This window comes from Salmonella sp. 5800, assembly GCF_046558195.1.
Lineage (GTDB): Bacteria > Pseudomonadota > Gammaproteobacteria > Enterobacterales > Enterobacteriaceae > Salmonella > Salmonella enterica.
In genome coordinates this window covers 85132-108365 of the sequence record NZ_JBGDOX010000011.1, presented here as the reverse complement: position 1 = coordinate 108365, position 23234 = coordinate 85132, and the positions used below count along the sequence as shown (strand labels likewise).

At 56.2% G+C, this 23234-nt stretch carries 23 protein-coding genes; 8 read left to right on the top strand and 15 right to left on the bottom strand.

What is annotated here, in order from left to right:
- Position 1 precedes the first annotated feature (1 nt).
- The 6 genes from arnC to arnF are packed head-to-tail and all read left to right on the top strand — an operon-like array spanning position 2 to position 6212.
- Positions 2–985, top strand: a complete 984-nt coding sequence (gene arnC / locus ACLJZ5_RS18725; protein ID WP_000458893.1) for an undecaprenyl-phosphate 4-deoxy-4-formamido-L-arabinose transferase — start codon at positions 2–4, stop codon at positions 983–985.
- Positions 982–2964: a bifunctional UDP-4-amino-4-deoxy-L-arabinose formyltransferase/UDP-glucuronic acid oxidase ArnA gene (gene arnA, locus ACLJZ5_RS18720; RefSeq protein ID WP_024798551.1), complete on the top strand. Its 1983-nt coding sequence runs from the start codon at positions 982–984 to the stop codon at positions 2962–2964. Before arnC ends, arnA begins: the two co-directional genes overlap by 4 nt.
- The gene (arnD, locus tag ACLJZ5_RS18715; protein ID WP_024798133.1) at positions 2961–3860 is read left to right on the top strand and encodes a 4-deoxy-4-formamido-L-arabinose-phosphoundecaprenol deformylase; all 900 of its coding nucleotides are present in this window, start codon (positions 2961–2963) and stop codon (positions 3858–3860) included. Before arnA ends, arnD begins: the two co-directional genes overlap by 4 nt.
- Entirely contained in the window at positions 3857–5503 is a 1647-nt protein-coding gene (gene arnT / locus ACLJZ5_RS18710; protein ID WP_031617862.1) for a lipid IV(A) 4-amino-4-deoxy-L-arabinosyltransferase, read from the top strand. The genes arnD and arnT overlap by 4 nt, the downstream gene beginning before the upstream one ends.
- A complete protein-coding gene (arnE, locus tag ACLJZ5_RS18705) occupies positions 5500–5835 on the top strand; it encodes a 4-amino-4-deoxy-L-arabinose-phosphoundecaprenol flippase subunit ArnE (protein ID WP_000580685.1) in 336 nt (111 codons plus the stop codon). Before arnT ends, arnE begins: the two co-directional genes overlap by 4 nt.
- On the top strand, positions 5835–6212 hold the full coding sequence (gene arnF, locus ACLJZ5_RS18700; protein WP_000538692.1) for a 4-amino-4-deoxy-L-arabinose-phosphoundecaprenol flippase subunit ArnF: 378 nt from the start codon (positions 5835–5837) through the stop codon (positions 6210–6212). Before arnE ends, arnF begins: the two co-directional genes overlap by 1 nt.
- Here the strand turns inward: arnF and pmrD are convergent.
- The 9 genes from pmrD to ACLJZ5_RS18655 form a co-directional block, all read right to left on the bottom strand.
- Positions 6207–6464, bottom strand: coding sequence for a signal transduction protein PmrD (gene pmrD / locus ACLJZ5_RS18695; protein ID WP_000455132.1), 258 nt, complete (start codon positions 6462–6464; stop codon positions 6207–6209). The two genes, arnF and pmrD, sit on opposite strands and share 6 nt — an antisense overlap.
- A 97-nt stretch (positions 6465–6561) precedes the next feature.
- Entirely contained in the window at positions 6562–7929 is a 1368-nt protein-coding gene (menE, locus tag ACLJZ5_RS18690; RefSeq protein ID WP_024798233.1) for an o-succinylbenzoate--CoA ligase, read from the bottom strand.
- Complete coding sequence (gene menC / locus ACLJZ5_RS18685; RefSeq protein WP_001255563.1) at positions 7926–8888, bottom strand: o-succinylbenzoate synthase; 963 nt, start codon at positions 8886–8888, stop codon at positions 7926–7928. The genes menE and menC overlap by 4 nt, the downstream gene beginning before the upstream one ends.
- Positions 8888–9745, bottom strand: coding sequence for a 1,4-dihydroxy-2-naphthoyl-CoA synthase (gene menB / locus ACLJZ5_RS18680; RefSeq protein WP_000640013.1), 858 nt, complete (start codon positions 9743–9745; stop codon positions 8888–8890). Before menB ends, menC begins: the two co-directional genes overlap by 1 nt.
- Positions 9746–9759: 14 nt before the next feature.
- Positions 9760–10518, bottom strand: a complete 759-nt coding sequence (gene menH / locus ACLJZ5_RS18675; protein ID WP_024798232.1) for a 2-succinyl-6-hydroxy-2,4-cyclohexadiene-1-carboxylate synthase — start codon at positions 10516–10518, stop codon at positions 9760–9762.
- Entirely contained in the window at positions 10515–12185 is a 1671-nt protein-coding gene (menD, locus tag ACLJZ5_RS18670) for a 2-succinyl-5-enolpyruvyl-6-hydroxy-3-cyclohexene-1-carboxylic-acid synthase (protein ID WP_000116395.1), read from the bottom strand. Before menD ends, menH begins: the two co-directional genes overlap by 4 nt.
- Positions 12186–12270: 85 nt before the next feature.
- The gene (menF, locus tag ACLJZ5_RS18665; RefSeq protein ID WP_000555674.1) at positions 12271–13566 is read right to left on the bottom strand and encodes an isochorismate synthase MenF; all 1296 of its coding nucleotides are present in this window, start codon (positions 13564–13566) and stop codon (positions 12271–12273) included.
- A 100-nt stretch (positions 13567–13666) separates the two neighbouring features.
- Complete coding sequence (elaB, locus tag ACLJZ5_RS18660; RefSeq protein ID WP_001522308.1) at positions 13667–13972, bottom strand: stress response protein ElaB; 306 nt, start codon at positions 13970–13972, stop codon at positions 13667–13669.
- A gap of 54 nt (positions 13973–14026) precedes the next feature.
- The gene (locus ACLJZ5_RS18655; RefSeq protein ID WP_000568156.1) at positions 14027–14488 is read right to left on the bottom strand and encodes a GNAT family N-acetyltransferase; all 462 of its coding nucleotides are present in this window, start codon (positions 14486–14488) and stop codon (positions 14027–14029) included.
- Between the two features lie 60 nt (positions 14489–14548).
- Here ACLJZ5_RS18655 and rbn point away from each other — a divergent pair, with 60 nt between their 5' ends.
- A complete protein-coding gene (gene rbn / locus ACLJZ5_RS18650; RefSeq protein ID WP_024798231.1) occupies positions 14549–15466 on the top strand; it encodes a ribonuclease BN in 918 nt (305 codons plus the stop codon).
- A gap of 65 nt (positions 15467–15531) precedes the next feature.
- On the top strand, positions 15532–16536 hold the full coding sequence (locus ACLJZ5_RS18645; protein WP_000368564.1) for a chemotaxis protein: 1005 nt from the start codon (positions 15532–15534) through the stop codon (positions 16534–16536).
- 140 nt (positions 16537–16676) lie between these two features.
- Here the strand turns inward: ACLJZ5_RS18645 and nuoN are convergent, their stop codons facing one another.
- From nuoN to nuoI, 6 genes are all read right to left on the bottom strand, one after another.
- Positions 16677–18134: an NADH-quinone oxidoreductase subunit NuoN gene (gene nuoN, locus ACLJZ5_RS18640; RefSeq protein WP_000156669.1), complete on the bottom strand. Its 1458-nt coding sequence runs from the start codon at positions 18132–18134 to the stop codon at positions 16677–16679.
- Between the two features lie 6 nt (positions 18135–18140).
- Entirely contained in the window at positions 18141–19670 is a 1530-nt protein-coding gene (gene nuoM / locus ACLJZ5_RS18635; protein WP_000926428.1) for an NADH-quinone oxidoreductase subunit M, read from the bottom strand.
- Positions 19671–19983: 313 nt separating this feature from the next.
- On the bottom strand, positions 19984–21825 hold the full coding sequence (gene nuoL, locus ACLJZ5_RS18630; RefSeq protein ID WP_001056582.1) for an NADH-quinone oxidoreductase subunit L: 1842 nt from the start codon (positions 21823–21825) through the stop codon (positions 19984–19986).
- Positions 21822–22124 (bottom strand): NADH-quinone oxidoreductase subunit NuoK, encoded by a 303-nt coding sequence (nuoK, locus tag ACLJZ5_RS18625; RefSeq protein ID WP_000612687.1) that lies wholly within the window; start codon positions 22122–22124, stop codon positions 21822–21824. The genes nuoL and nuoK overlap by 4 nt, the downstream gene beginning before the upstream one ends.
- Positions 22121–22675 carry an NADH-quinone oxidoreductase subunit J gene (nuoJ, locus tag ACLJZ5_RS18620; RefSeq protein WP_000393522.1) on the bottom strand — a complete coding sequence of 185 codons (555 nt, stop codon included), beginning with the start codon at positions 22673–22675 and terminating at the stop codon, positions 22121–22123. The genes nuoK and nuoJ overlap by 4 nt, the downstream gene beginning before the upstream one ends.
- A gap of 10 nt (positions 22676–22685) precedes the next feature.
- Positions 22686–23228, bottom strand: a complete 543-nt coding sequence (gene nuoI, locus ACLJZ5_RS18615) for an NADH-quinone oxidoreductase subunit NuoI (RefSeq protein WP_000172747.1) — start codon at positions 23226–23228, stop codon at positions 22686–22688.
- Between the last annotated feature and the right edge of the window lie 6 nt (positions 23229–23234).

Sequence of the window (23234 nt, the reverse complement as noted above, 5' to 3'; positions counted from 1 at the left end):
CATGTTTGACGCCGCCCCCATAAAAAAAGTCTCGGTGGTTATTCCTGTCTATAACGAACAGGAAAGCCTGCCGGAATTGATAAGACGCACCACCACCGCCTGCGAGAGTCTGGGCAAAGCGTGGGAGATTTTATTGATAGATGATGGTAGCAGCGATAGCTCGGCGGAGCTGATGGTTAAGGCGTCCCAGGAGGCCGATAGCCATATCATCTCTATTTTACTCAACCGTAACTACGGTCAACATGCAGCAATTATGGCGGGGTTTAGCCATGTAAGCGGCGATCTTATCATTACGCTGGATGCCGATCTGCAAAACCCGCCGGAAGAGATCCCACGTCTGGTGGCGAAAGCCGATGAAGGGTTCGATGTGGTAGGCACCGTGCGCCAGAACCGACAGGACAGCCTGTTTCGCAAATCGGCGTCAAAAATCATTAATCTGCTGATCCAGCGCACAACGGGCAAAGCGATGGGCGATTACGGCTGCATGTTACGCGCCTATCGCCGCCCTATTATCGATACTATGTTGCGCTGCCATGAACGCAGCACCTTTATCCCTATTCTGGCCAACATTTTCGCTCGTCGGGCTACCGAGATCCCGGTGCATCACGCTGAACGTGAATTTGGCGACTCTAAATACAGTTTTATGCGTCTCATTAACCTGATGTATGACCTGGTGACCTGCCTGACGACGACGCCGCTGCGCCTGTTGAGTCTGCTGGGCAGCGTTATCGCCATCGGCGGGTTTAGCCTGTCGGTATTGCTTATTGTACTTCGCCTGGCGCTGGGACCGCAGTGGGCGGCGGAAGGCGTATTTATGCTCTTTGCCGTCCTGTTTACCTTCATCGGCGCGCAATTCATCGGTATGGGGCTGCTGGGCGAATACATCGGTCGCATTTATAACGATGTCCGCGCCCGCCCCCGCTATTTTGTTCAACAAGTTATCTACCCGGAAAGCACGCCGTTTACTGAGGAAAGTCACCAATGAAAGCCGTTATTTTTGCCTATCACGATATGGGATGTCAGGGCGTGCAGGCCGTACTGGATGCCGGGTATGAGATTGCCGCGATTTTTACTCATGCCGACAATCCTGCGGAAAACACCTTTTTTGGCTCCGTCTCCCGGCTGGCGGCAGAATTAGGGATTCCGGTTTATGCACCGGATAACGTAAACCATCCTATCTGGGTCGACCGCATCGCTGAGCTTGCGCCGGATATTATTTTTTCGTTCTATTACCGCAACCTGTTAAGCGAAGAAATTCTGCACCTCGCCCCGGCTGGCGCGTTCAATCTGCACGGTTCTCTATTGCCTGCCTATCGTGGCCGTGCGCCGCTAAACTGGGTTCTGGTTAACGGCGAAAGCGAAACGGGCGTAACGCTGCATCGTATGGTCAAACGTGCCGACGCCGGAGAGATTGTCGCCAGTCAACGCGTCGCTATTGCGCAGGACGATGTTGCGCTTACCCTGCATCATAAGCTATGTCAGGCCGCGCGCCAGTTGCTTAATAGCATCCTGCCCACCATGAAATGCGGCGATATACCTTCTGTTCCTCAGCGTGAGTCTGACGCTACATATTATGGTCGCCGCAGGCCGGAAGATGGCCTTATCGACTGGCACAAACCGGTTTCCACGGTGCATAACCTGGTGCGGGCGGTAGCCGCCCCCTGGCCCGGCGCGTTCAGCTATAACGGCTCGCAAAAATTCACTATCTGGTCTTCCCGAATTTGTCCGGATGCGCAGGGCACGCTTCCCGGCTCGGTAATTTCGGTCTCTCCGCTGCGGGTCGCCTGCGCCGATGGCGCGCTGGAGATTATTACCGGCCAGGCCGGAGACGGTATTACTGTACAGGGCTCGCAGCTTGCACAGACGCTTGGTCTGGTGGCGGGCGCGCGTTTGAATCGTCCACCAGCGACCAGCGGTAAACGTCGCATTCGCGTTCTCATCCTCGGCGTCAACGGTTTTATCGGCAATCATTTGACCGAACGGTTACTGAATGAAGAGAATTACGAGGTCTACGGTATGGATATCGGCAGCAACGCCATTAGCCGATTCCTGCTCCACCCTCGCTTTCATTTCGTGGAGGGAGATATCAGCATCCACTCAGAATGGATCGAATATCATGTCAAAAAATGCGATGTCGTACTGCCGCTGGTAGCAATTGCTACCCCGATTGAATACACCCGCAACCCGCTGCGCGTCTTTGAACTTGATTTTGAAGAAAACCTGCGGATTATCCGTTATTGCGTGAAATACCGTAAACGCGTGGTTTTCCCGTCTACCTCTGAAGTGTACGGCATGTGTACGGACGCCTCTTTTGACGAGGACAAATCGAATCTGATCGTCGGGCCGGTGAATAAGCCACGCTGGATTTACTCCGTTTCCAAACAGCTTCTCGACCGGGTGATTTGGGCTTATGGCGAAAAAGAGGGATTGCGCTTCACGCTTTTCCGTCCCTTTAACTGGATGGGGCCGCGGCTGGATAGCCTGAACGCGGCGCGTATCGGCAGTTCACGCGTGATAACGCAGTTGATTCTGAACCTGGTAGAAGGGACGCCGATCAAGCTTATCGACGGCGGTCAGCAGAAGCGCTGTTTCACCGATATTCGTGACGGGATCGAAGCCTTATTCCGCATTATTGTGAATGAGGGTGATCGGTGCGATGGCAAAATCATTAATATCGGCAATCCTGACAACGAAGCCAGTATTCAGGAACTGGCGACGCTGTTGCTCGACAGTTTTGATAAGCATCCGCTGCGCTGCCATTTCCCACCGTTTGCCGGTTTCCAGGTCGTCGAAAGCCGTAGTTATTACGGCAAGGGTTATCAGGATGTCGCACACCGGAAACCCAGTATCGACAATGCCAGGCGCTGTCTGGACTGGGAACCGTCTATTGCGATGCGTGATACGGTTGAAGAAACGCTGGACTTCTTCCTGCGCAGCGTAGATGTCGCGGAACGCGCATCATGACGAAAGTCGGTTTACGCATTGATGTTGATACCTTGCGAGGAACGCGTGAAGGTGTCCCCCGGCTGCTGGCGACATTGCATCGCCACGGCGTTCAGGCCAGCTTTTTCTTCAGCGTCGGGCCGGACAATATGGGACGTCATCTTTGGCGTCTGATAAAACCGCGATTTTTATGGAAAATGCTACGTTCAAACGCCGCTTCGCTCTACGGTTGGGATATTCTGCTGGCCGGTACTGCCTGGCCGGGAAAAAATATCGGCAACGCCAATGCCGGGATTATTCGTGAAACGGCAACATACCATGAGACGGGACTACATGCCTGGGATCACCATGCGTGGCAGACTCACAGCGGCCACTGGAGTATCCGCCAGCTTGAAGAAGATATCGCGCGCGGCATAACGGCGCTTGAGGCCATTATCGGAAAACCCGTCACCTGCTCAGCCGCGGCCGGCTGGCGAGCGGATGGGCGCGTTGTTCGTGCGAAAGAACCGTTCAACCTGCGGTATAACAGCGATTGCCGTGGAACCACCTTATTCCGTCCGCTACTGATGCCGGGCCAGACAGGGACGCCGCAAATCCCGGTCACCTTACCCACGTGGGATGAGGTTATCGGCCCCGCGGTTCAGGCGCAGTCGTTCAATACCTGGATTATTTCCCGTATGTTGCAGGACAAAGGCACGCCGGTATATACCATCCATGCGGAAGTCGAAGGTATTGTCTATCAGACGCTGTTTGAAGATTTGCTCGTTCGTGCACGTGACGCGGGAATCACCTTTTGTCCTCTGGGCGAACTGCTGCCGACATCGCCTGAGTCTCTGCCGTTGGGGCAAATTGTACGTGGACACATCCCTGGCCGTGAAGGTTGGCTGGGGTGCCAACAGGCAGCGAGCGCCTCATGATGAAATCGATACGCTATTATCTGGCTTTCGCCGCGTTTATTGCGCTCTACTATGTTATTCCTGTCAATAGCCGCCTGCTCTGGCAGCCGGATGAAACGCGCTATGCCGAAATAAGTCGGGAGATGCTGGCGTCTGGCGACTGGATCGTGCCGCATTTTCTGAGATTACGTTATTTTGAAAAACCGATAGCCGGTTACTGGATAAACAGTCTGGGTCAGTGGCTTTTTGGCGCTACCAATTTTGGCGTGCGGGCTGGTGCTATTTTAACGACATTACTGGCCGCAGCGCTGGTGGCGTGGCTGACATTCCGCTTATGGCGGGATAAACGTACCGCGTTGCTCGCCTCCGTTATCTTTCTCTCCCTCTTTGCCGTTTACAGTATCGGGACGTATGCGGTACTCGACCCGATGATCGCGCTTTGGCTTACGGCCGGGATGTGTTGTTTCTGGCAGGGGATGCAGGCCACGACCCGAACGGGCAAGATTGGGATGTTTTTGCTACTGGGTGCAACCTGCGGTCTGGGTGTATTAACTAAAGGCTTCCTCGCCCTGGCCGTACCGGTAGTGAGCGTGCTGCCGTGGGTCATTGTCCAGAAACGCTGGAAGGACTTTTTGCTATACGGCTGGCTGGCGGTCTTGAGCTGCTTTGTGGTTGTCCTTCCCTGGGCGATCGCCATTGCGCGACGCGAAGCCGATTTCTGGCATTACTTTTTCTGGGTGGAGCATATCCAGCGATTCGCCATGAGCGATGCCCAGCATAAAGCCCCTTTCTGGTACTATCTGCCGGTACTGCTCGCGGGAAGTTTACCGTGGCTGGGGTTACTGCCTGGCGCGCTTAAACTGGGCTGGCGCGAGCGAAACGGCGCATTCTATTTGCTCGGATGGACGATCATGCCGCTTCTCTTTTTCAGCATTGCGAAAGGGAAACTGCCCACCTATGTTCTTTCCTGTTTCGCACCGATAGCGATACTCATGGCGCGCTTCGTCCTGCATAACGTAAAAGAAGGCGTCGCCGCGCTACGTGTCAACGGCGGGATCAACCTGGTGTTCGGGTTAGTCGGGATCGTCGCAGCGTTTGTCGTCTCCTCATGGGGCCCGCTGAAATCGCCGGTGTGGACGCATATCGAAACCTATAAAGTGTTTTGCGTCTGGGGCGTCTTTACTGTTTGGGCGTTTGTGGGCTGGTATAGCCTCTGTCATAGCCAAAAATACCTATTACCCGCGTTTTGTCCGCTGGGACTGGCGCTGCTGTTCGGCTTTTCCATCCCCGACAGGGTGATGGAGTCCAAACAGCCACAGTTTTTTGTCGAAATGACCCAGGCGCCTTTGGCATCAAGCCGCTATATTCTTGCCGACAACGTGGGCGTCGCCGCCGGGCTGGCCTGGAGTCTGAAACGAGACGATATTATGCTCTACGGACACGCGGGCGAACTCAGGTATGGTCTTAGCTATCCTGATGTGCAGGATAAATTCGTTAAAGCCGACGATTTTAACGCCTGGCTCAACCAGCATCGTCAGGAGGGCATTATTACGCTAGTACTTTCAATAGCCAAAGATGAAGACATCAGCGCTCTTTCCCTTCCCCCTGCGGACAATATTGATTATCAGGGGCGTCTGGTGTTAATTCAGTATCGGCCTAAATGATCGGCGTCGTTCTGGTGCTTGCCAGTCTGCTCAGCGTTGGCGGTCAGCTCTGCCAGAAGCAAGCGACACGGCCATTGACGGCGGGCGGACGCCGCCGTCACCTGATGCTGTGGCTGGGCCTGGCACTAATATGCATGGGCGCAGCGATGGTGCTGTGGCTGCTGGTGCTACAAACCCTGCCGGTGGGAATTGCTTACCCGATGTTGAGTCTGAATTTTGTCTGGGTCACGCTGGCGGCATGGAAAATCTGGCATGAACAGGTTCCGCCCCGCCACTGGTTGGGCGTCGCATTGATTATCAGCGGCATTATCATTCTGGGGAGTGCGGCATAATGGGCGTAATGTGGGGACTGATAAGCGTTGCGATTGCCTCCCTCGCCCAGTTGAGTTTAGGATTCGCCATGATGCGGCTGCCATCGATAGCGCATCCACTGGCGTTTATTTCCGGACTGGGCGCATTTAATGCCGCGACCCTGGCGCTATTCGCCGGTTTGGCGGGGTATCTGGTTTCCGTCTTCTGCTGGCATAAAACATTACACACGCTCGCGCTCAGCAAAGCCTATGCGCTACTGAGTCTCAGCTATGTGCTTGTCTGGGTAGCCTCAATGCTGTTACCCGGTTTGCAAGGCGCTTTCAGCCTAAAAGCGATGCTCGGCGTATTGTGTATTATGGCGGGGGTAATGCTGATTTTTCTGCCCGCCAGATCATGAAGGCTTGCGCGTCAACCTCTGCCATTCGTCGCAGGAATAACAGCGTGCATCAACGATTTTTAAGGTCTGGTGTTTTTCCCGATTAATACAATACTGCGCATCCTGTAAAGGCGACAGGATATCGCCGGGACTCAGTAATATCATGGAATTCGCCTCGGCGATCATTTTTAGCGAACCGCCGCTATCGCACAGCACCAGAACATGGCACGCCCTCTTTTTGACATAATGCGATTTCTTAACCAACCATTCCATAGCGCCCCCGTTTCACGCTGATTGTTCATAACACGTTACACATCAACGGATAAACAAAACGGCAATAGCGATGGAATGGTTGTATATTAACCTAACATTAATTTTTACAGCTCTCACACACCCACTGCTGGAGCGCACGGCGAGATATTTTAATCCCTCCGTTTTTCAGTTCTGACGGCAGTGTCAACCAGCGAACCGGCTGCTGAAAACGCGCCAGCTTATCGCGAACCCATTCAGCGAGGTTCACGTCTCCGGCCTGCGATGCATACTCCACAACCGCAACGGGACGATGACCAAACTCTTTATCTTCTACCGGCACGACGAAGGCTTGTTGCACCAGCGGATGCGCGTTAATAACGCGTTCGACTTCCTCCGGCTGAATGCCTTCGCCGCCGCTAAAGAACAGGTTGTCCAGCCGCCCGGCGATGGTTAGCCTGCCGTGGTTCAGCTCGCCGCGATCGCGCGTGGCAAACCAACCCTCGTCATTAACCAGCGGGATCAGTTTGCCATCACGCCAGTAACCTTCCGCCATACTGGCGGCGCGCAGCCAGACTTCATTATCGACGATCCTGATCTCTCTTCCGGGGAGCGGCGCGCCAACATCATCCGAACCATCGGCCTCTTTGGCGCATACCGTAGACGCGAACTCCGTTAGCCCATACCCGCACCAGCAACGAATCCCTTGTTTGCTGGTCTGGTCGGTGAGTTCAACCGGAATCACCGCGCCGCCGAGCAAAACGGCTTTCAGCGTCACCGCCGCCCGATTCGCCAGCAGCCGCCATAGCTGCGTCGGCACCAGCGAAGCATGAGTACACCCTGCCAGCATCTGCTCCAGCGGTTGCTTATCGCGTACCGTCATGCGCGCCCCGGCGAAGAGCCAACGCCACATAATACCCTGCCCGGATACATGAAACAGCGGCAGCGATAGCAGCCAGTCATCCTGAGGGCCAAACGGCATTAGCGAAAGCACCCCCTGCGCGCTGGCAAGATGCGCCTGGCACGTATGTACAGCCGCTTTTGGCAATCCTGTGGAACCCGATGTCAGCGTCATAGAAACCAGACGCTGCGGTTGCCAGGCCACGGCATACGCCGCTGTGCTCTTTTGTATCTGCAACGCGGTTAATCCGGAAAACGCGTTTTCGCCTTCCAGTGTCAGCGCAAAACGCAGCGTTAACTTCGGCACCAGCGCCTCCAGCAATGTCTGGGGCAACTGCGGGTTGACGGGCAGAACCCGCGCGCCGCACTGCATCAGCGCAAGCCATGCCAACAGAGTGCGCGGCTGATTCCCGGCGCGCAGCAGGACACCGTCCCCCTCCCGTACGCCCTGCGCGGCAAACCCGCCCGCCAGCGCATCAATACGCTCACAGAGGGCGCGCCAGCTTAGCACTTCATCGTTCAGGCGCAGAGCGGGCGCCTGACTGCGAACCTGACGCCAGTGGCGCCACGGCCAGTCCGTGAATGTCATAACAGTCGTTCCAGCTCATCACGCTTCAGACAAGGCAACGCGCTACCGGGCCAGGGGCGAACCTGTTGCGCCTGCATCAGATGCAAGGTATCCAGTCCGGGCAGCGTTCCCGGCGTCAACCAGGCGGCAATCCGCGCCAGTTGCGTCAGGCCGAGGCTGGACTCGATCGAAGAGCTGATGACCGCCGTCAGTCCCAACGCATGGGCGGCAGCGACTTGCTCACGCACTTTATCAAGCGATCCGGTCAGCGTAGGTTTGATAACCACAGCCCTGACGCCCTCTTCGGCTTCAAAGGTGAAATCCGCTTCGCGCAGACTTTCGTCCCAGGCAATCGCGATGCCGGTTTCACGGGCAAAGGCGCGGGAATCATCCCGCGTCTTACACGGTTCTTCGAGAAAGGCGATACGAGCGCGGTAGTCCGGATTAACATACTTTGCGAACTGTTGGGCTTTTAGCGGCGTCCAGGCGCGATTCGCATCCAGACGCAGATGCAGATCCGGGATCGCCTCCAGCAGCAAATTAACCACCATGCCGTCGCGTACCGCTTCATAGAGACCCACTTTGACCTTAGCGATTTTCTCGCCGGGCATATCGGCAAGCCGCAGCACCAAATCGTCAGGATCGCCAGTGCATAACGGCGCAGCGCGATAGTCCGCCGCCTCCGGCAAGACGCCAGTCAGTTCCGCCAGCGCGCAGCTTGCGCCAAACGCGACCGAAGGCATCTCCGGTAATCCCTCGCTCCCCTGAAGCCAGTCGTTCACCCATGTTAGTAGCGCCGTCTGCGCCTCTTCCCACGTTTCCTGACTGAACCCCGGCAGCGGAGAGATCTCTCCCCATCCCTCACGCTCGCCGTCACGCAGACAAACATACAGCCCGTCACGAGTTTTTAACCGCCTGTCGCGCAGAACCACCCCCGCGTCCATGGGGATCTGCCAGCGGTATACCTGCGCGCTACGCATTATGGGTTCCGTTTGAATTTGCTGAAGTCAGGCTGACGCTTCTGGTTAAAGGCGTTACGGCCTTCCTGCCCTTCTTCGGTCATGTAGAACAGCATGGTAGCGTTGCCGGCCAGCTCCTGCAGCCCGGCCTGACCGTCACAGTCAGCGTTCAGCGCGGCTTTCAGGCAGCGCAGCGCCATCGGGCTGTTTTGCAACATTTCGCGGCACCAGCGCACGGTCTCTTTTTCCAGATCCGCCAGCGGAACAACGGTGTTAACCAGCCCCATGTCCAGCGCCTGTTGCGCATCGTACTGGCGGCACAGGAACCAGATTTCACGCGCTTTCTTCTGACCAACGATACGCGCCATATACGAAGCGCCCCAGCCGCCGTCAAAGGAGCCGACTTTCGGACCGGTCTGGCCGAAGATGGCGTTTTCCGCCGCGATGGTCAGGTCGCACATCATGTGCAGCACATGACCACCGCCGATGGAATACCCCGCGACCATCGCGACAACCGGTTTTGGACAGGTGCGAATCTGGCGCTGGAAATCCAGCACGTTCAGGTGATGCACGCCGGAGTCATCCTGATAACCGCCGTAATCGCCGCGCACCTTCTGGTCGCCGCCCGCGCAAAATGCTTTATCGCCTTCGCCGGTCAGAATAATCACGCCCACGTTGTCGTCGTAGCGGGCATCCGCCAGCGCCTGAATCATCTCTTTGACGGTCAACGGACGAAATGCATTGCGCACCTGCGGACGATTAATGGTGATTTTTGCAATACCGTCGGTGGATTTTTCATAACGAATGTCGGTGTAACCCTCCGAGCAGTCGTGCCATTCTACCGGTGCGTAAAGCATTGTTTCATCAGGATAGATCATAGTGTGTCCTTTAGTCAGAGACGCAGAATCTGAGCCAGACTGTCTACCACGCCAGCGGGGTTTTCCCGATGCGCGTTGTGTCCGGCGTTACGAATAACATGGCATGTCGCTGCCACTTCCTGCGCCAGGGCGCGGAATTTGCTGTCGCGTTCGCCACATAAATAATAAAACGGAAATGCCAGCGCGTTGAGCGCCTCGCGTAAATCCGGCTGGGCGGCAAGCGATGTCGCCTCCAGCATCGCAGCCAGCGTTTCGCCGTTATTCTGGCTACGCAGCGCCGTCAGCGCCTGCCTTTGCTGCGCCGTCAGCGAGGCGAACACCGGCTGCTGATACCAGTCGTGAAAAACCTCAGTCAGGGGTTCACGACGAAAACGCTCTGCCCAGCGCCCGTCGGACAATCGTCTTTCAGCGCGCGCCTGTTCATTTTGCAGCCCCGGATGACCGCCTTCGACCACCAGGCCGCACAGGCCTGGTATTCCCTGGCCGGCTGCCATCATCGCCACCCGGCCGCCAAGAGAGTATCCCACCAACCAAAACTTTAGTATGTTGTAACTAATTAACGTAGCGCGCAGCAATCTGATGACATCGGCAAAGCCGCCGACCGGAATAGCCGCAGATCCGCCATGTCCTGGTAAGTCAATATAAAGCCGCGAACAGCCGTGAAACTGTTCACCAACCGGCTGCCATTCGCGGCAATCGCCAGAAAAACCGTGCAGGAAAACCAGCGAGGGCGCCCCAGGCTGTCCGGGCATGTGCTGCGCGTGCAACATCATAGATGGCTTACCTGAGCCAAAAGTTGCTGCAACGTCTGCGCGCCGTCCGTATCGTTTACCACCAGCTCGATCACCGTCGTCGCCGGGGTTCGCCACGCGCCAGCCAGCGCAGATTCCAGTTCTTCCCAGTTTTCCGGGCGATGATAGCGCAGGTTAAACATGGCGGCCGCATGGTCAAAATGGACGTTTTGCGGCATCAAATAAAAGCGCTCACGTTTGCTTTGCGGCGTCGGCAGCAGGGAAAAGATCTGCCCGCCGTTATTGTTGACCACAATCAACACAAACGGCGCGGATACCTGACGTAGTAACGCCAGCGCGTTAAGATCGTACAGCGCGGATAAATCGCCGACGATAGCCAACGTCGATTTGGCGCTGGCGCGCTGCACGCCCGCCGCCGTGGAAAGCAGGCCGTCAATGCCGCTCGCTCCGCGATTGCTGTATACCGGATAGCCGGCCGGCAACTGTGACAGCGCGTCGATCAGACGTACCACCAGACTATTGCCCACGAACAATTGCCCCTGCTCCGGCAGATAGTCGCGGATACGGTGCGCCAGCTGCGCTTCGCCAAAGGTGTCTCGCTGCGCGACCACCCGTTGCCACGCCAGTTCCGCCAGACGCGGGATCTCTACACACCACGGTTTACGTTTTTCCGCCGGATGCATCTCCAGCCAGTCGGCGATTTTCGCTACCAGTCTGCGTCCACGATGGTGCGCCGGGTCCAGACGACCTTCAATATTGTCGATTACCCAATACTCTTCCGGCTCGCAGGTTGCCTGCCATTGCAGTAAGCGTTTTCCGGTAAGGCTACTGCCAAGCTGGACGACAATCTGCGCCTGCTGCAGTTCGGTCACCGCTTTGGCGTTGCCGAGCCACAGGTCGGCGCACGGCAGCGGCTGCCCGGTTTGCGACAATACGTCGCCAATTAATGGCCATCCCAGAGTTTGCGCCCACTGCGCCACTTTTTTGCCTTCTTCCGCGCTCATACGCCCGGCGACGACAACGCCGCGTTTTTGTCTCCAGAAGAACCAGTCGCGCTGTTTGTCGCTTTCCAGTCGACGCGCTTCGCGCAGCCAGGGTTTTTCATCCTGCCACCAGTCACCGAGACGCTGCTGCCAGACCAGGCCGGTGTCATTCATATCGCCATACAGCGGTTCGGCAAAAGGACAGTTAATGTGCAGCGCGCCCGCATGAAGCATGGCGAGCGCATTATCGATGGTCGACACCAGCCAGCGCGCCGGAATATCCTGCGTGGGACGCGGCAACGACAGAGTTTGGGAGGGGTGCGAGGCAAACATCCCCGCCTGACGGATCGCTTGGTTGGCGCCGCAGTCAATCAGCTCCGGCGGGCGATCGGCGGTAAGTAAAATGAGCTTCTCGCCCGTCAGCCCCGCCTCAATCAGCGCCGGATAGAGGTTCGCCACGGCGGTACCTGAAGTGACAATAACGGCAACCGGCTGTTGGCTGACTTTCGCCAGCCCTAACGCCAGATGACCAAGCCCACGCTCATCAAAGTGCGTATGGTGAATAAAAGCAGGATTCTCTGCCGCCGCCAACGTGAGCGGCGTGGAACGGGAACCAGGGGCGATACAAACATGCCTGACGCCATGACGGGTTAAGGCTTCCAGGATGACCGCCGCCCAGCGCCGGTTAAATGCACTTACTGACATGAGTTTGTCCGGTATCAATCATTGGGACTAAGTATAAAGAGCTGCAAAAATGGATTATTGATATGGGTCGGGAATATGTGACTCATTACGCATCCATCTGCAATAAGGTACGTAACCCGGCCGCTTTATTATCTATTTCCTGCCATTCCTGTTCCGGATCGGAGCCGCGGACGATTCCCGCGCCGGCATACAATCGCACCACATTGGCCGTCACTTTGGCTGAACGTAACGTCACGCAAAACTCACTTTGCCGCGTGGAGAGATAGCCTGCCGACCCGGCATACCATTCACGTTCGAACGGCTCATGTTGTTCTATAAAACAACGCGCGGGTTCACGAGGGATCCCGGCGACCGCTGCGGTAGGCTGTAACTGGTGCAGGCAGAGCGTGTCGTCCGCCTGATTAAGCGCCGTCCAGATACAGCGGCGCAAATGCTGTACCTTGCGCAGTCTGAGCACCTGCGGCGGCAGCACATCCAGCGAGTGGGTGCAGTTTTGCAGTCGCTGGCAGATGTCTTCGACAACCAGCATATTTTCTCGCTGGTTTTTATCGTCTTTCATTAACCATTCGCCAAGCTGCCAGGCTTTATGGTTATCCGGATGGTTCGCCACCGTCCCGGCCAGCGCTTCGGTACGCAGCGCCGTTTCACGCCGCCGCCAGAGCCGCTCCGGCGATGATCCCAAAAAGGCGGTATCGGCGGAAAAAGCCATAAAAAAGTGGTAGCAGTTGAGATTTAAACGACGACTGGACGCCATCATCGCGGCGGCATTGACCGGACGGGAGAATTGTAAGTCGGTGGCCCGCGCCAGCACAACTTTATCAAACGCCTCTTGCGCAATGGTGTGGGTGGCCTGCTGAATCAGCTTCACCCAACCGTCTTTGTCCGGCCAGTGTTGTTCGCTCGTGAGCGAAAGGCGCAGCGCCGGAACAGGCTTAATACCGACCAGAGAAGCGAGAAACGCTTTCGCCTGACGCGCATCATCGCGTAGCGAAACGTCACTGTGCAGATGTAAGCGTAAGGTCGCCGTACCCCCGCTACGTCGCCACTCCAGCCGCGGCAGCAATAAGTAGCCCTCTTTCGGCTCGAACGCATTCAGCCCCCAAATACGCAGGTCAGGCTGCGCGTGCTGACGTAAAAACCGTTGCGCCAGATCGAGCGATGAAAAAACGGTGATTGCCCCGAGAACGGCAGCCTCTTCGTCGCCATTACGCTGTTGCCAGTAGAATTGCGGAAAGGATGACTGGCTGGCCAGCCAGCTCAATGCATCGAAGGCATCGTTTAAAGGGAAAGGCGCATCGAAAACGCAAAGCCCTGGCGTCGCCGGTATCTCTTGCGATAGCTGACGCGTCAGATTTTCCAGCGCAGTAGTAATAGAATGCACGCGGACCCTCCCTGTTAAAAACCCCACATTATACGGGGTACTGCCCTAAAAAAGCAGTACCTCATTTAGGGAGGGTTGCAATTCTGTTCAGTGGGGGGATTTAGCGCCGCGCCAGCAGCAGTCCAAGTACCAGTCCTACCGCCGCGCCTACGCCAATACCCTGCCAGGGTTTTTCATGAACGTAGTCATCCGCTTTATAAACGGCCTGCTTTGCCCGGTAATAATAGCTATCCGACGCATGGCTTACGCGGTTTTTCACCTCTTCCAGCGCTTGTTCCGCGCGGGCTTTCAGCTCAATGTATTTTTGATCGGCGGGATCGCCTGAGGAACGTAAAACCTCTTCCAGCGTTTCGCTGAGCAAAGTCAGATCATCATCAACACGTGATTCACCAAATTGATATGACATTCTCATTCTCCGTTGTGTTAACACCTGCTCCTAACTATAGTCAACGGTTTCGGTTTATGCCTGATGAACCTCCCGCGCCATTCCCCGGTGCGGAATGCCGTCTTCGTCATAAACATCGGTAACCGGAATAAAACCAAACCGCGCATAAAAAGGTTGTAGATGCGCCTGCGCCCCCAGATATAGCGGCTTATCCGGCCAGCGCCGCCCACAAGATTCCAGCGTTTTCGCCATTAATTGCTGGCCCAGTTTCGCCCCTCGCCAGGCATCGCTGACGATCACCCGGCCAATGACAACCGGGTCTGATTCGTTATCGCTTTTCAGAATCCTCGCATACGCCACCAGTTCATCCTGATGCCAGCCCAGAATATGCCGATTGTCGCCGACTAAATCATCGCCATCCACATCCAGGTAAGGACAGCGCTGTTCTACCACAAAGACCGCGCAGCGCAATTTGAGTAACGCGTAAAGTTGAGGAACGGTAAGTTCGCTATGGTGGAGATCCTGCCAGTCAATCATGATGCGCTCCTGTGTTGTGGTAATCTTGGGTTAAACGATAACCAAACGTGTATGGACAAGATGGAATTAATTTTTTTAGGTACGTCCGCAGGCGTTCCCACGCGCTCACGCAATGTAACGGCAATTTTATTACATCTGCAACATCCAACGCAGCCGGGAGTATGGCTTTTTGATTGCGGCGAAGGGACACAGCATCAAATGCTTAATACCGCGTTTCATCCCGGTAAGCTTGAGCGCATTTTTATCAGCCATCTTCACGGCGATCATCTGTTTGGCCTGCCGGGTCTGCTATGCAGCCGGTCGATGGCGGGGAACCCCCATCCGCTAACCGTATACGGGCCTCAAGGCGTGCGTGAGTTTATTGCAACCACACTGCGCCTTAGCGGTTCATGGACCGATTTTCCGTTGCAAATTGAAGAAATTAGCGCAGGCGATATTCTTGACGACGGTCTGCGTAAAGTGACCGCGTTCAGGCTGGAGCATCCACTGGAGTGCTACGGATATCGCGTTGTTGAACATGACAAGCCTGGCGCGCTGAATGCCAGGGCGTTAAAAGCCGCAGGCGTTACGCCCGGCCCGCTGTTTCAGGCGTTGAAGGCAGGAAAAACCGTCACGCTTGCCGATGGAAGGCAGATCAATGGCGCCGACTACCTTGCTCCCGCCGTGGTCGGGAAATCAGTGGCGATTTTCGGCGATACCGCGCCCTGCGAGGCCGCCCTCGCGCTGGCGCAAGGCGTGGATGTGATGGTACATGAAACCACGCTGGATGCGTCAATGGAGGAGAAAGCCAACGCTCGCGGACACAGCTCCACCCGTCAAACCGCGACGCTGGCGCGGGAAGCTGCCGTCGGTCGGCTGATCATGACCCATATTAGCTCACGCTATGACGATAAAGGCTGTCAGCGCTTACTGGCGGAATGCCGCGCTATTTTCCCGGAGACGGAACTGGCTTACGATTTTTCTGTTTTCCCGGTTTAGCGCTCCATTTTTTGTCCTCATTGCCGATAACACTAAAAAAGGCAGGCTTTCATAATGAGGTGAGGATGGACAATTTTCAGAAAGATATTGATGACAGGGCGAATTTAACCCTGTCAAACCGTTTTGAGCTGCTGTTATTCCGTCTTGGTACATCGCTGCATGAACAGAAGTCAGAGCTGTTCGGCATCAATGTATTTAAGCTGCGCGAAATCGTACCGATGCCCGCCTTTACGCGCCCGGCAGGCATGAAAGCGCCGCTATTGGGCATGGTCAATATTCGGGATCAGGTCATTCCGGTGATTGATTTGCCAGCGGTAGCGGGCTGCAAGCCGGAAACCGGGCTGAATATTTTGCTGATCACCGAATATGCGCGCAGCGTACAGGCATTTGCCGTCGAGTCGGTGGAAAATATTATGCGTCTTGACTGGCAGCAGGTGCATACCGCCGAGAAAGCCGTCAACGGTCGCTACATCACCAGTATTGCCTGCCTGGATGACAACAAAGAAACCAACAACCTGGCGCTGGTGCTCGACGTTGAGCAGATCCTTTATGATATTGTCCCCTCCAGCCACGATCTGCGCGCCACCAATCTGAAGACCAATAAATTTTATATTACCCCAGGCGCGGTAGCCATTGTGGCGGAAGACTCCAAAGTCGCCCGCGCGATGCTGGAAAAAGGGCTGAACGCAATGGGAATTCCGCATCAGATGCATGTGACCGGCAAGGATGCATGGGAGAGAATCCAGCAACTGGCGCAGGAAGCGGAGGCCGAAGGTAAGCCAATTAGCGAGAAAATCGCGCTGGTTCTGACAGATCTTGAGATGCCGGAAATGGATGGCTTTACGTTAACGCGTAAAATTAAAACCGATGAACGGCTGAAAAAGATCCCGGTCGTTATTCACTCTTCCCTTTCCGGCAGCGCCAACGAAGATCATGTGCGTAAGGTGAAGGCCGACGGCTACGTCGCCAAATTTGAAATCAATGAACTCTCTTCAGTGATACAGGAAGTGATGGAGCGCGCGGCGCAAAACGTCAGCGGCCCGTTGGTAAGCCGGCAGTTGCTAAGTTAAATTCCGGTCGCTGAGACCTTACCTGCCGGATGGCGGCGCAAGCGCCTTATCCGGCCTACAATCCATAGTTATTTCAACGCATTACATCAGATAATAAAAAACCCGCTTCGTGAAGCGGGTTTTTCGTTTTTACTTATTGCTTACATCAACGGCGTCGCTAACTGCACAAGGCTAATCAGCGGCTGCGGCCAGACGCCCAGTACCAACACCAGCAACGCGGAGATCAGCACCACGATCCCGCCCGCGCTGTACTGCCAGTTTGTCGGCGCGTCGCGTCCCGGTTGCTGCGGCGCGTGCAGGTAGAGACTCACCGCAACGCGCAGGTAGTAGTACAAACCAATCGCGGAACCCACCACCACGGCGGCGACCAGCCACCACAGGCTGGCCTGAACGCCGACCGCCAGCACGTAGAATTTGCCGATAAAGCCCAGCGTCATCGGGATACCTGCCAGCGACAGCATCATCACCGTCATCACCGCGGCAAGAACCGGACGGTGCCAGAACAGACCACGGTAAGAGTACAGGGAATCGGCATCCGGGCCGCGGAACGGGCTGGACATCAGGCTGACCACGCCAAACGCGCCGAGGCTGCTGAACAGATAACCGGCCAGGTAAACGCCAACCGCTTCCATCGACATCTCGCCGCTCTGCAGGGCAATCAGCGCCACCAGCAGATAGCCGAGGTGAGAGATAGAAGAGTAACCAAGCAGACGTTTGATGTTGGTCTGGCTCAGCGCCATCAGGTTACCGAAGATGATAGAGGCAAAGGCGATAATGCCCAGCACCACGCGTACCGCTTCGCTGTCGCCTACCGGCGCATAGAGGAACAGACGCATCACCACGCCGAAGATAGCGATTTTGCTCGCCGTCGCCAGGAAGGTGGAAACCGGCGCAGGCGCGCCCTGGTAAACGTCTGGCGTCCACAGGTGGAACGGCACCAGAGAGAGTTTAAAGCCCAGACCGACAATCATCAGGCCAAAGCCCGCCAGCAGCAACGGCTCGTGCAGCATACCATCGCCGAGGCTCTTACCGAGCGCTTCGAAAGACAGGTTGCCGGACTGCGCATAGACCAGCGCCATCCCGAACAGCAGGAAAGACGAGGCGGCGGCGGAGAGGATGGTGTATTTGATACTGGCTTCCAGCGAGCGCTTCTGGCGGAAAGCATAACCAATCAGGCCGAACAGCGGCAGCGAGATCAGTTCAATACCGAGGAACAGCGCCGCCAGATGGTTGGCATTCGCCAGCAGAATTCCCCCCAGGCTGGCGATTAACACCAGCAGGTAGAACTCTTCCTGGTTATCGTTATAGCCTTCCAGCCACGGGTAGGCAAAGGTGCAGGTGGCGAGGCTCGCCAGCAGCACCAGCCCGGTGTAGAGCATCGCAAAGCCGTCAACGCGCATCAGCGGCGTGACGTCCATTGCCCCGGCCTGGCCGACAAACCAAAGCGAAACCAGAGCAGCGTTAAGCCCAATGACCGACAGCGTGGCATTGAGGAAGTGATTGCGTCGCCACGCAATGGAGAGCATCACAACCACCACCGTCAAGCCGACGATCAGCAGCGGTAGCAGCGCAATCAGGTGTTGTGGAGTTATTGTCATGGCGATTTACGGCCTTGTAGTAGTAACAGAATTAACAAACCACTGCTGGATGTTGCTCATCGCAGAATGCGAGGTATCCAGAATCGGCTGCGGATAGAAGCCAAGCAGTACCAGAAGCACCACCAGCAACAGAATGATAAACAGCTCGCGCAGCGACATCCCTGGCAGTTCCTGGCTGGCAATCTGGCTCTTCGCTTTACCAAAGTAAGCGCGATGCAGCATCGCCAGCGAGTATACAGAGGCGAATACCAACCCAAAGGTGGAGATCACGGTAATCATCGGCACCACCTGGTAGCTGCCGAACAGAATCATAAATTCGCCGACAAAGTTACCGGTGCCCGGCATCCCGAGCGTCGCCACCGCAAAGAACATGGACAGCGCAGGCAACCATTTCATTTTGCCCCACAGGCCGCCCATCATACGCATGTCACGCGTATGCAGACGTTCGTACAACTGGCCACACAGAATGAACAGACCGGCTGCGGACAAACCGTGCGCAATCATCTGAATCACCGCGCCCTGGTACGCCAGTTGGCTGCCGGTGTAGATAGCGATCAGCACGAAGCCCATATGCGAAACGGAGGTATAAGCAATCAGGCGCTTGATGTCGTATTGGGTAAAGGCCATCCACGCGCCGTAGAAAATGCCGATAACGCCCAGCCACATGGCGATGGGCGCAAACTCCGCCGACGCGTTCGGGAACAATGGCAGGGAGAAACGCAGCAGACCGTAAGCGGCGGTTTTCAGCAAGATACCGGCCAGGTCGACGGAACCGGCGGTCGGCGCCTGGGAGTGCGCATCCGGCAGCCAGCCATGCAACGGCACCACCGGCATTTTCACCGCGAAGGCGATGAAGAAGCCCAGCATCAGCAGATATTCCACACCGTGGGACATCGGCGTGTTCAGCAGCTCTTCATAATTGAAAGTCCACACGCCGGTCGCGTTGTAGTGCACAAAGACCAGCGCCAGGATGGCAATCAGCATCACCAGACCACTCGCCTGGGTGTAGATGAAGAACTTGGTCGCCGCCGTGATACGCGTTTTCCCGTCAGAAGCTTTGTGGCCCCACAGCGCTATCAGGAAGTACATCGGCACCAGCATCATTTCCCAGAAGAAGAAGAACAGGAACATGTCGATGGCCAGGAACACGCCGATAACGCCGCCTAAGATCCACATCAGGTTCAGGTGGAAGAAGCCCTGATATTTTTCGATTTCTCGCCAGGAGCAAAGCACCGCCAGAACGCCGAGCAGGCCGGTCAGCACCACCATTAGCAGCGACAGTCCGTCGAGCGCCAGATGGATAGAGATGCCAAAACGCGGGATCCACGGCAGAACAAATTCAGATTGCCACTGCGGAATACCGGCGGATTGCGTCAGTGAATAGCCGCCCTGCAACCACAATTGCAGACCGAGCGCCAGCGTCAGCCCCATGGTAATCAGCGCTATCCAGCGCGGCACCTTCACGCCAAAGCGTTCGGTCTGCCAGCACAGAAAGCCGCCGATAAAGGGGATTAATATCAACCAGGGTAATAACATAGCTAAGTATGTCCCTTATATTTACTCCTGCTCAGGCTATCTCACTCGTCAGCCCAAATCCTGCCAGTGCTCACACAAAACGCAGCGCGTTTTGAACGTCCGTAAGGACGGCCCCGTAGGGGTGAGCTTCGCGAATCATCCTCACGTACTTCAGTACGCTCCGGTTGCTGTGCGCTGGCGGTATCCGGTCTGACTTCGCCGATGACGCCTGTACTTCAGGAACAGATTTTCAACGAATTCTAAAAATTATTTTTGGGTTTGTAGGCCGGATAAGCACTGCGCCATCCGGCAGTCGTTCATCCAGCCAACAAACTCAACGCAGTACCATCAGCAGCGCCAGCACCACAACCGCGCCGATGCTCATGGATGCCACATACCAGCGCAAATAACCGTTCTCGCTCAGTACCAGGCCTTTGCCTGCAAAACGGGAAAGGATAGCCGGAATGTTCATCAACGCATTAAGCGGGTCGCGCTTCAGCAGCCAGGCGATACCGAGGAATGGCTTGACGAATACTTTGTCGTACAACCAGTCAAAGCCCCAGGCGTTATACCACCAGGTCCCCAGCAGACGGCCCGGCGCGCTGTTGGCGATCGACGTCACCAGCGTGCGTTTACCCAGCCACAGCCATGCGGCAATCAGGATGCCGGCAATCGCCACTACGCCAGAGGTAATTTCCAGCGTCATGACGCGACCATGCGCCAGTTCAGTTGTCTGCGGCAGCACCCCCTGCAATGGCGGCACAATCAGCGCGCCAACAAAGGTAGACAGGATCATCAGGACAATCAGCGGCAGATGATGGGTAATCCCCTTCCCTGCATGAGCATGAATTTGTTCTTTACCGTGGAATACGATGAAAATCATCCGGAAGGTGTACAGCGAGGTCATGAACGCGCCGACCAGACCCGCCACCATCAGATTGATATGACCGTTAGCCATCGCGCCGGCCAGGATCTCATCCTTACTGAAGAAACCCGCAGTGACCAGCGGCAGCGCCGACAGCGCCGCGCCCCCCACCAGGAAGCAGGCATACACCAGTGGAATGGACTTACGCAGACCGCCCATCTTAAAGATGTTCTGTTCGTGATGGCAGGCCAGAATTACCGAGCCGGAGGCCAGGAACAGCAGCGCTTTAAAGAAGGCGTGCGTCATCAGGTGGAAAATCGCCGCATCCCACGCCTGTACGCCCAGCGCCAGGAACATGTAGCCAATCTGGCTCATGGTGGAATAGGCCAGCACGCGTTTGATGTCGGTCTGCACCAGCGCGGCGAAACCTGCCATTACCAGCGTAATCGCCCCGATAATGCCCACCAGATGCAGAATTTCCGGGGTCATCAGGAACAGACCATGGGTACGAGCGATCAGGTAGACACCGGCGGTCACCATGGTAGCGGCGTGGATCAGCGCGGAGACCGGCGTCGGACCGGCCATCGCGTCGGCAAGCCAGGTCTGCAACGGTAGCTGCGCAGATTTACCGACCGCGCCGCCCAGCAGCATCAGCGTCGCCCACATCAGCATGTTGTTGCCGTCAGCAAAGTGCGCTGGCGCCAGCTCGACCATTTCGCGGAAGTTCAGCGTGCCCAGTTCGTTGTAGAGGATGAACAGCGCGAAGGCGAGGAACACGTCACCGACACGGGTCACCACGAAGGCTTTCATTGCCGCTGCGCCATTCTTCGGATCGCTGTAATAGAAGCCGATCAACAGATAAGAGCACAGGCCCACGCCTTCCCAGCCGAGGTACATCAACAGCAGGTTATCGGACAGCACCAGAACAACCATGCTGGCGATAAACAGGTTGGTATAAGCGAAGAAGCGGGAGTAACCCTCTTCCCCACGCATGTACCAGGAGGCGAACATGTGGATCAAGAAGCCGACGCCGGTGACCACAGAGAGCATGGTCAGCGACAGGCCGTCCAGCACCAGGTTAAAACCGATGTTGAAGTTACCGACCGACATCCACGTCCACAGCGGCTGGCTGAACGCCTGTTTGCCGTTGGCGAAGAAATCCATCCCGACAAACGCTGTCACCAACGCCGCCAGACCAACGGAGCCCACGCCAATGGTCGCGGAGAGATTTTCCGACCAGCGTCCGCGAGAGAACGCCAGCAGTACAAAGCCAATCAATGGCAGAATAATGGTTAAGGCAAGCATGTTCATCCACGCATCTCACTTACTGAATCGATGTTCAGGTTCTGGCGACGGCGATGGAGTTGCAGCAACAGCGCAAGTCCAATACTCGCTTCCGCAGCCGCAAGGCTGATGGCGAGAATGTACATCACCTGACCATCGGTCTGGCCCCAGTAGCTCCCGGCGACCACAAAGGCCAGCGCGGAGGCGTTAATCATGATTTCCAGCCCGATCAGCATAAACAGCAGATTGCGGCGGATAACCAGACCGGTTAAACCCAGGACGAATAAAATCGCAGCGAGGATCAGTCCGTGTGTTAAGGGGATCATGCGCGCTCCTCCGTTTTTCTTTTCGCGCGGTCATCGGCGCGGTTGCTTAGCACTTCGCCCGCACGCTCTTCACGACCGACGTGGAACGCCACCACCAGGCCTGCCAGCAGCAGCATAGACGCCAGTTCGACCGCCAGAACATAAGGCCCGAACAGCGTAATGCCCACCGCTTTCGCACTAATCGGCGTGCCGTCGATGCCCTGGTCGTTAACGCCCAGAATGGCGTACACAATGACCGCCAGCATAATGGCCGACAAAACCGCCGGACCAATCCACACCTGCGGCTTCAGCCACTGGCGTTCCTGTTCGATTTCGCTGCCGCCGAGGTTGAGCATCATCACCACAAACACAAACAGCACCATGATGGCGCCTGCGTAGACGATAATTTCCAGCGCACCGGCAAAATAAGCGCCCAGCGAAAAGAACACCCCGGAAATCGCCAGTAGCGATATCACCAGATACAACAGCGCGTGTACCGGATTGGTATGGGTGATCACTCGCAGGGTCGCGAGGATGGCTATCAGGCCACAGATATAAAAAGCGAATTCCATTGCCCTCTCCTTACGGTAACAGGCTCTTGACGTCGATAGGCTTGGCTTCGTTCTCTGCTTCGCCTTTATCTTTGCCGTCGATTGCCATACCCGCCATCCGGTAGAAGTTATATTCCGGGTATTTGCCCGGACCGGAAATCAGCAGATCCTCTTTTTCGTACACCAGATCCTGACGTTTGTATTCGCCCAGTTCGAAGTCCGGGGTCAACTGAATCGCCGTGGTCGGGCACGCTTCTTCGCACAGGCCGCAGAAGATGCAGCGTGAGAAGTTAATGCGGAAAAATTCCGGATACCAGCGGCCATCTTTGGTCTCCGCTTTTTGCAGAGAGATACAGCCTACCGGACAGGCTACCGCACACAGGTTACAGGCGACGCAGCGCTCTTCACCGTCCGGGTCGCGCGTGAGCACGATACGGCCACGGTAACGGGGCGGTAAATAGACCGGCTCTTCCGGATACATCCGCGTTTCGCGTTTGGCGAACGCATGCAGGCCGATCATCCAGATACTGCGTACCTGAGTGCCGAAACCTACTAATAATTCTTTTAAGGTCATGGTCTT

Excerpts from the sequence above, each read along its gene's own strand:
- arnC (WP_000458893.1), top strand. The coding sequence starts at position 2 with ATGTTTGACGCCGCCCCCATAAAAAAAGTCTCGGTGGTTATTCCTGTC.
- arnA (WP_024798551.1), top strand. The coding sequence starts at position 982 with ATGAAAGCCGTTATTTTTGCCTATCACGATATGGGATGTCAGGGCGTG.
- arnD (WP_024798133.1), top strand. The coding sequence starts at position 2,961 with ATGACGAAAGTCGGTTTACGCATTGATGTTGATACCTTGCGAGGAACG.
- arnT (WP_031617862.1), top strand. The coding sequence starts at position 3,857 with ATGATGAAATCGATACGCTATTATCTGGCTTTCGCCGCGTTTATTGCG.
- arnE (WP_000580685.1), top strand. The coding sequence starts at position 5,500 with ATGATCGGCGTCGTTCTGGTGCTTGCCAGTCTGCTCAGCGTTGGCGGT.
- arnF (WP_000538692.1), top strand. The coding sequence starts at position 5,835 with ATGGGCGTAATGTGGGGACTGATAAGCGTTGCGATTGCCTCCCTCGCC.
- pmrD (WP_000455132.1), bottom strand. The coding sequence starts at position 6,464 with ATGGAATGGTTGGTTAAGAAATCGCATTATGTCAAAAAGAGGGCGTGC.
- menE (WP_024798233.1), bottom strand. The coding sequence starts at position 7,929 with ATGACATTCACGGACTGGCCGTGGCGCCACTGGCGTCAGGTTCGCAGT.
- menC (WP_001255563.1), bottom strand. The coding sequence starts at position 8,888 with ATGCGTAGCGCGCAGGTATACCGCTGGCAGATCCCCATGGACGCGGGG.
- menB (WP_000640013.1), bottom strand. The coding sequence starts at position 9,745 with ATGATCTATCCTGATGAAACAATGCTTTACGCACCGGTAGAATGGCAC.
- menH (WP_024798232.1), bottom strand. The coding sequence starts at position 10,518 with ATGATGTTGCACGCGCAGCACATGCCCGGACAGCCTGGGGCGCCCTCG.
- menD (WP_000116395.1), bottom strand. The coding sequence starts at position 12,185 with ATGTCAGTAAGTGCATTTAACCGGCGCTGGGCGGCGGTCATCCTGGAA.
- elaB (WP_001522308.1), bottom strand. The coding sequence starts at position 13,972 with ATGTCATATCAATTTGGTGAATCACGTGTTGATGATGATCTGACTTTG.
- ACLJZ5_RS18655 (WP_000568156.1), bottom strand. The coding sequence starts at position 14,488 with ATGATTGACTGGCAGGATCTCCACCATAGCGAACTTACCGTTCCTCAA.
- rbn (WP_024798231.1), top strand. The coding sequence starts at position 14,549 with ATGGAATTAATTTTTTTAGGTACGTCCGCAGGCGTTCCCACGCGCTCA.
- ACLJZ5_RS18645 (WP_000368564.1), top strand. The coding sequence starts at position 15,532 with ATGGACAATTTTCAGAAAGATATTGATGACAGGGCGAATTTAACCCTG.
- nuoN (WP_000156669.1), bottom strand. The coding sequence starts at position 18,134 with ATGACAATAACTCCACAACACCTGATTGCGCTGCTACCGCTGCTGATC.
- nuoM (WP_000926428.1), bottom strand. The coding sequence starts at position 19,670 with ATGTTATTACCCTGGTTGATATTAATCCCCTTTATCGGCGGCTTTCTG.
- nuoL (WP_001056582.1), bottom strand. The coding sequence starts at position 21,825 with ATGAACATGCTTGCCTTAACCATTATTCTGCCATTGATTGGCTTTGTA.
- nuoK (WP_000612687.1), bottom strand. The coding sequence starts at position 22,124 with ATGATCCCCTTAACACACGGACTGATCCTCGCTGCGATTTTATTCGTC.
- nuoJ (WP_000393522.1), bottom strand. The coding sequence starts at position 22,675 with ATGGAATTCGCTTTTTATATCTGTGGCCTGATAGCCATCCTCGCGACC.
- nuoI (WP_000172747.1), bottom strand. The coding sequence starts at position 23,228 with ATGACCTTAAAAGAATTATTAGTAGGTTTCGGCACTCAGGTACGCAGT.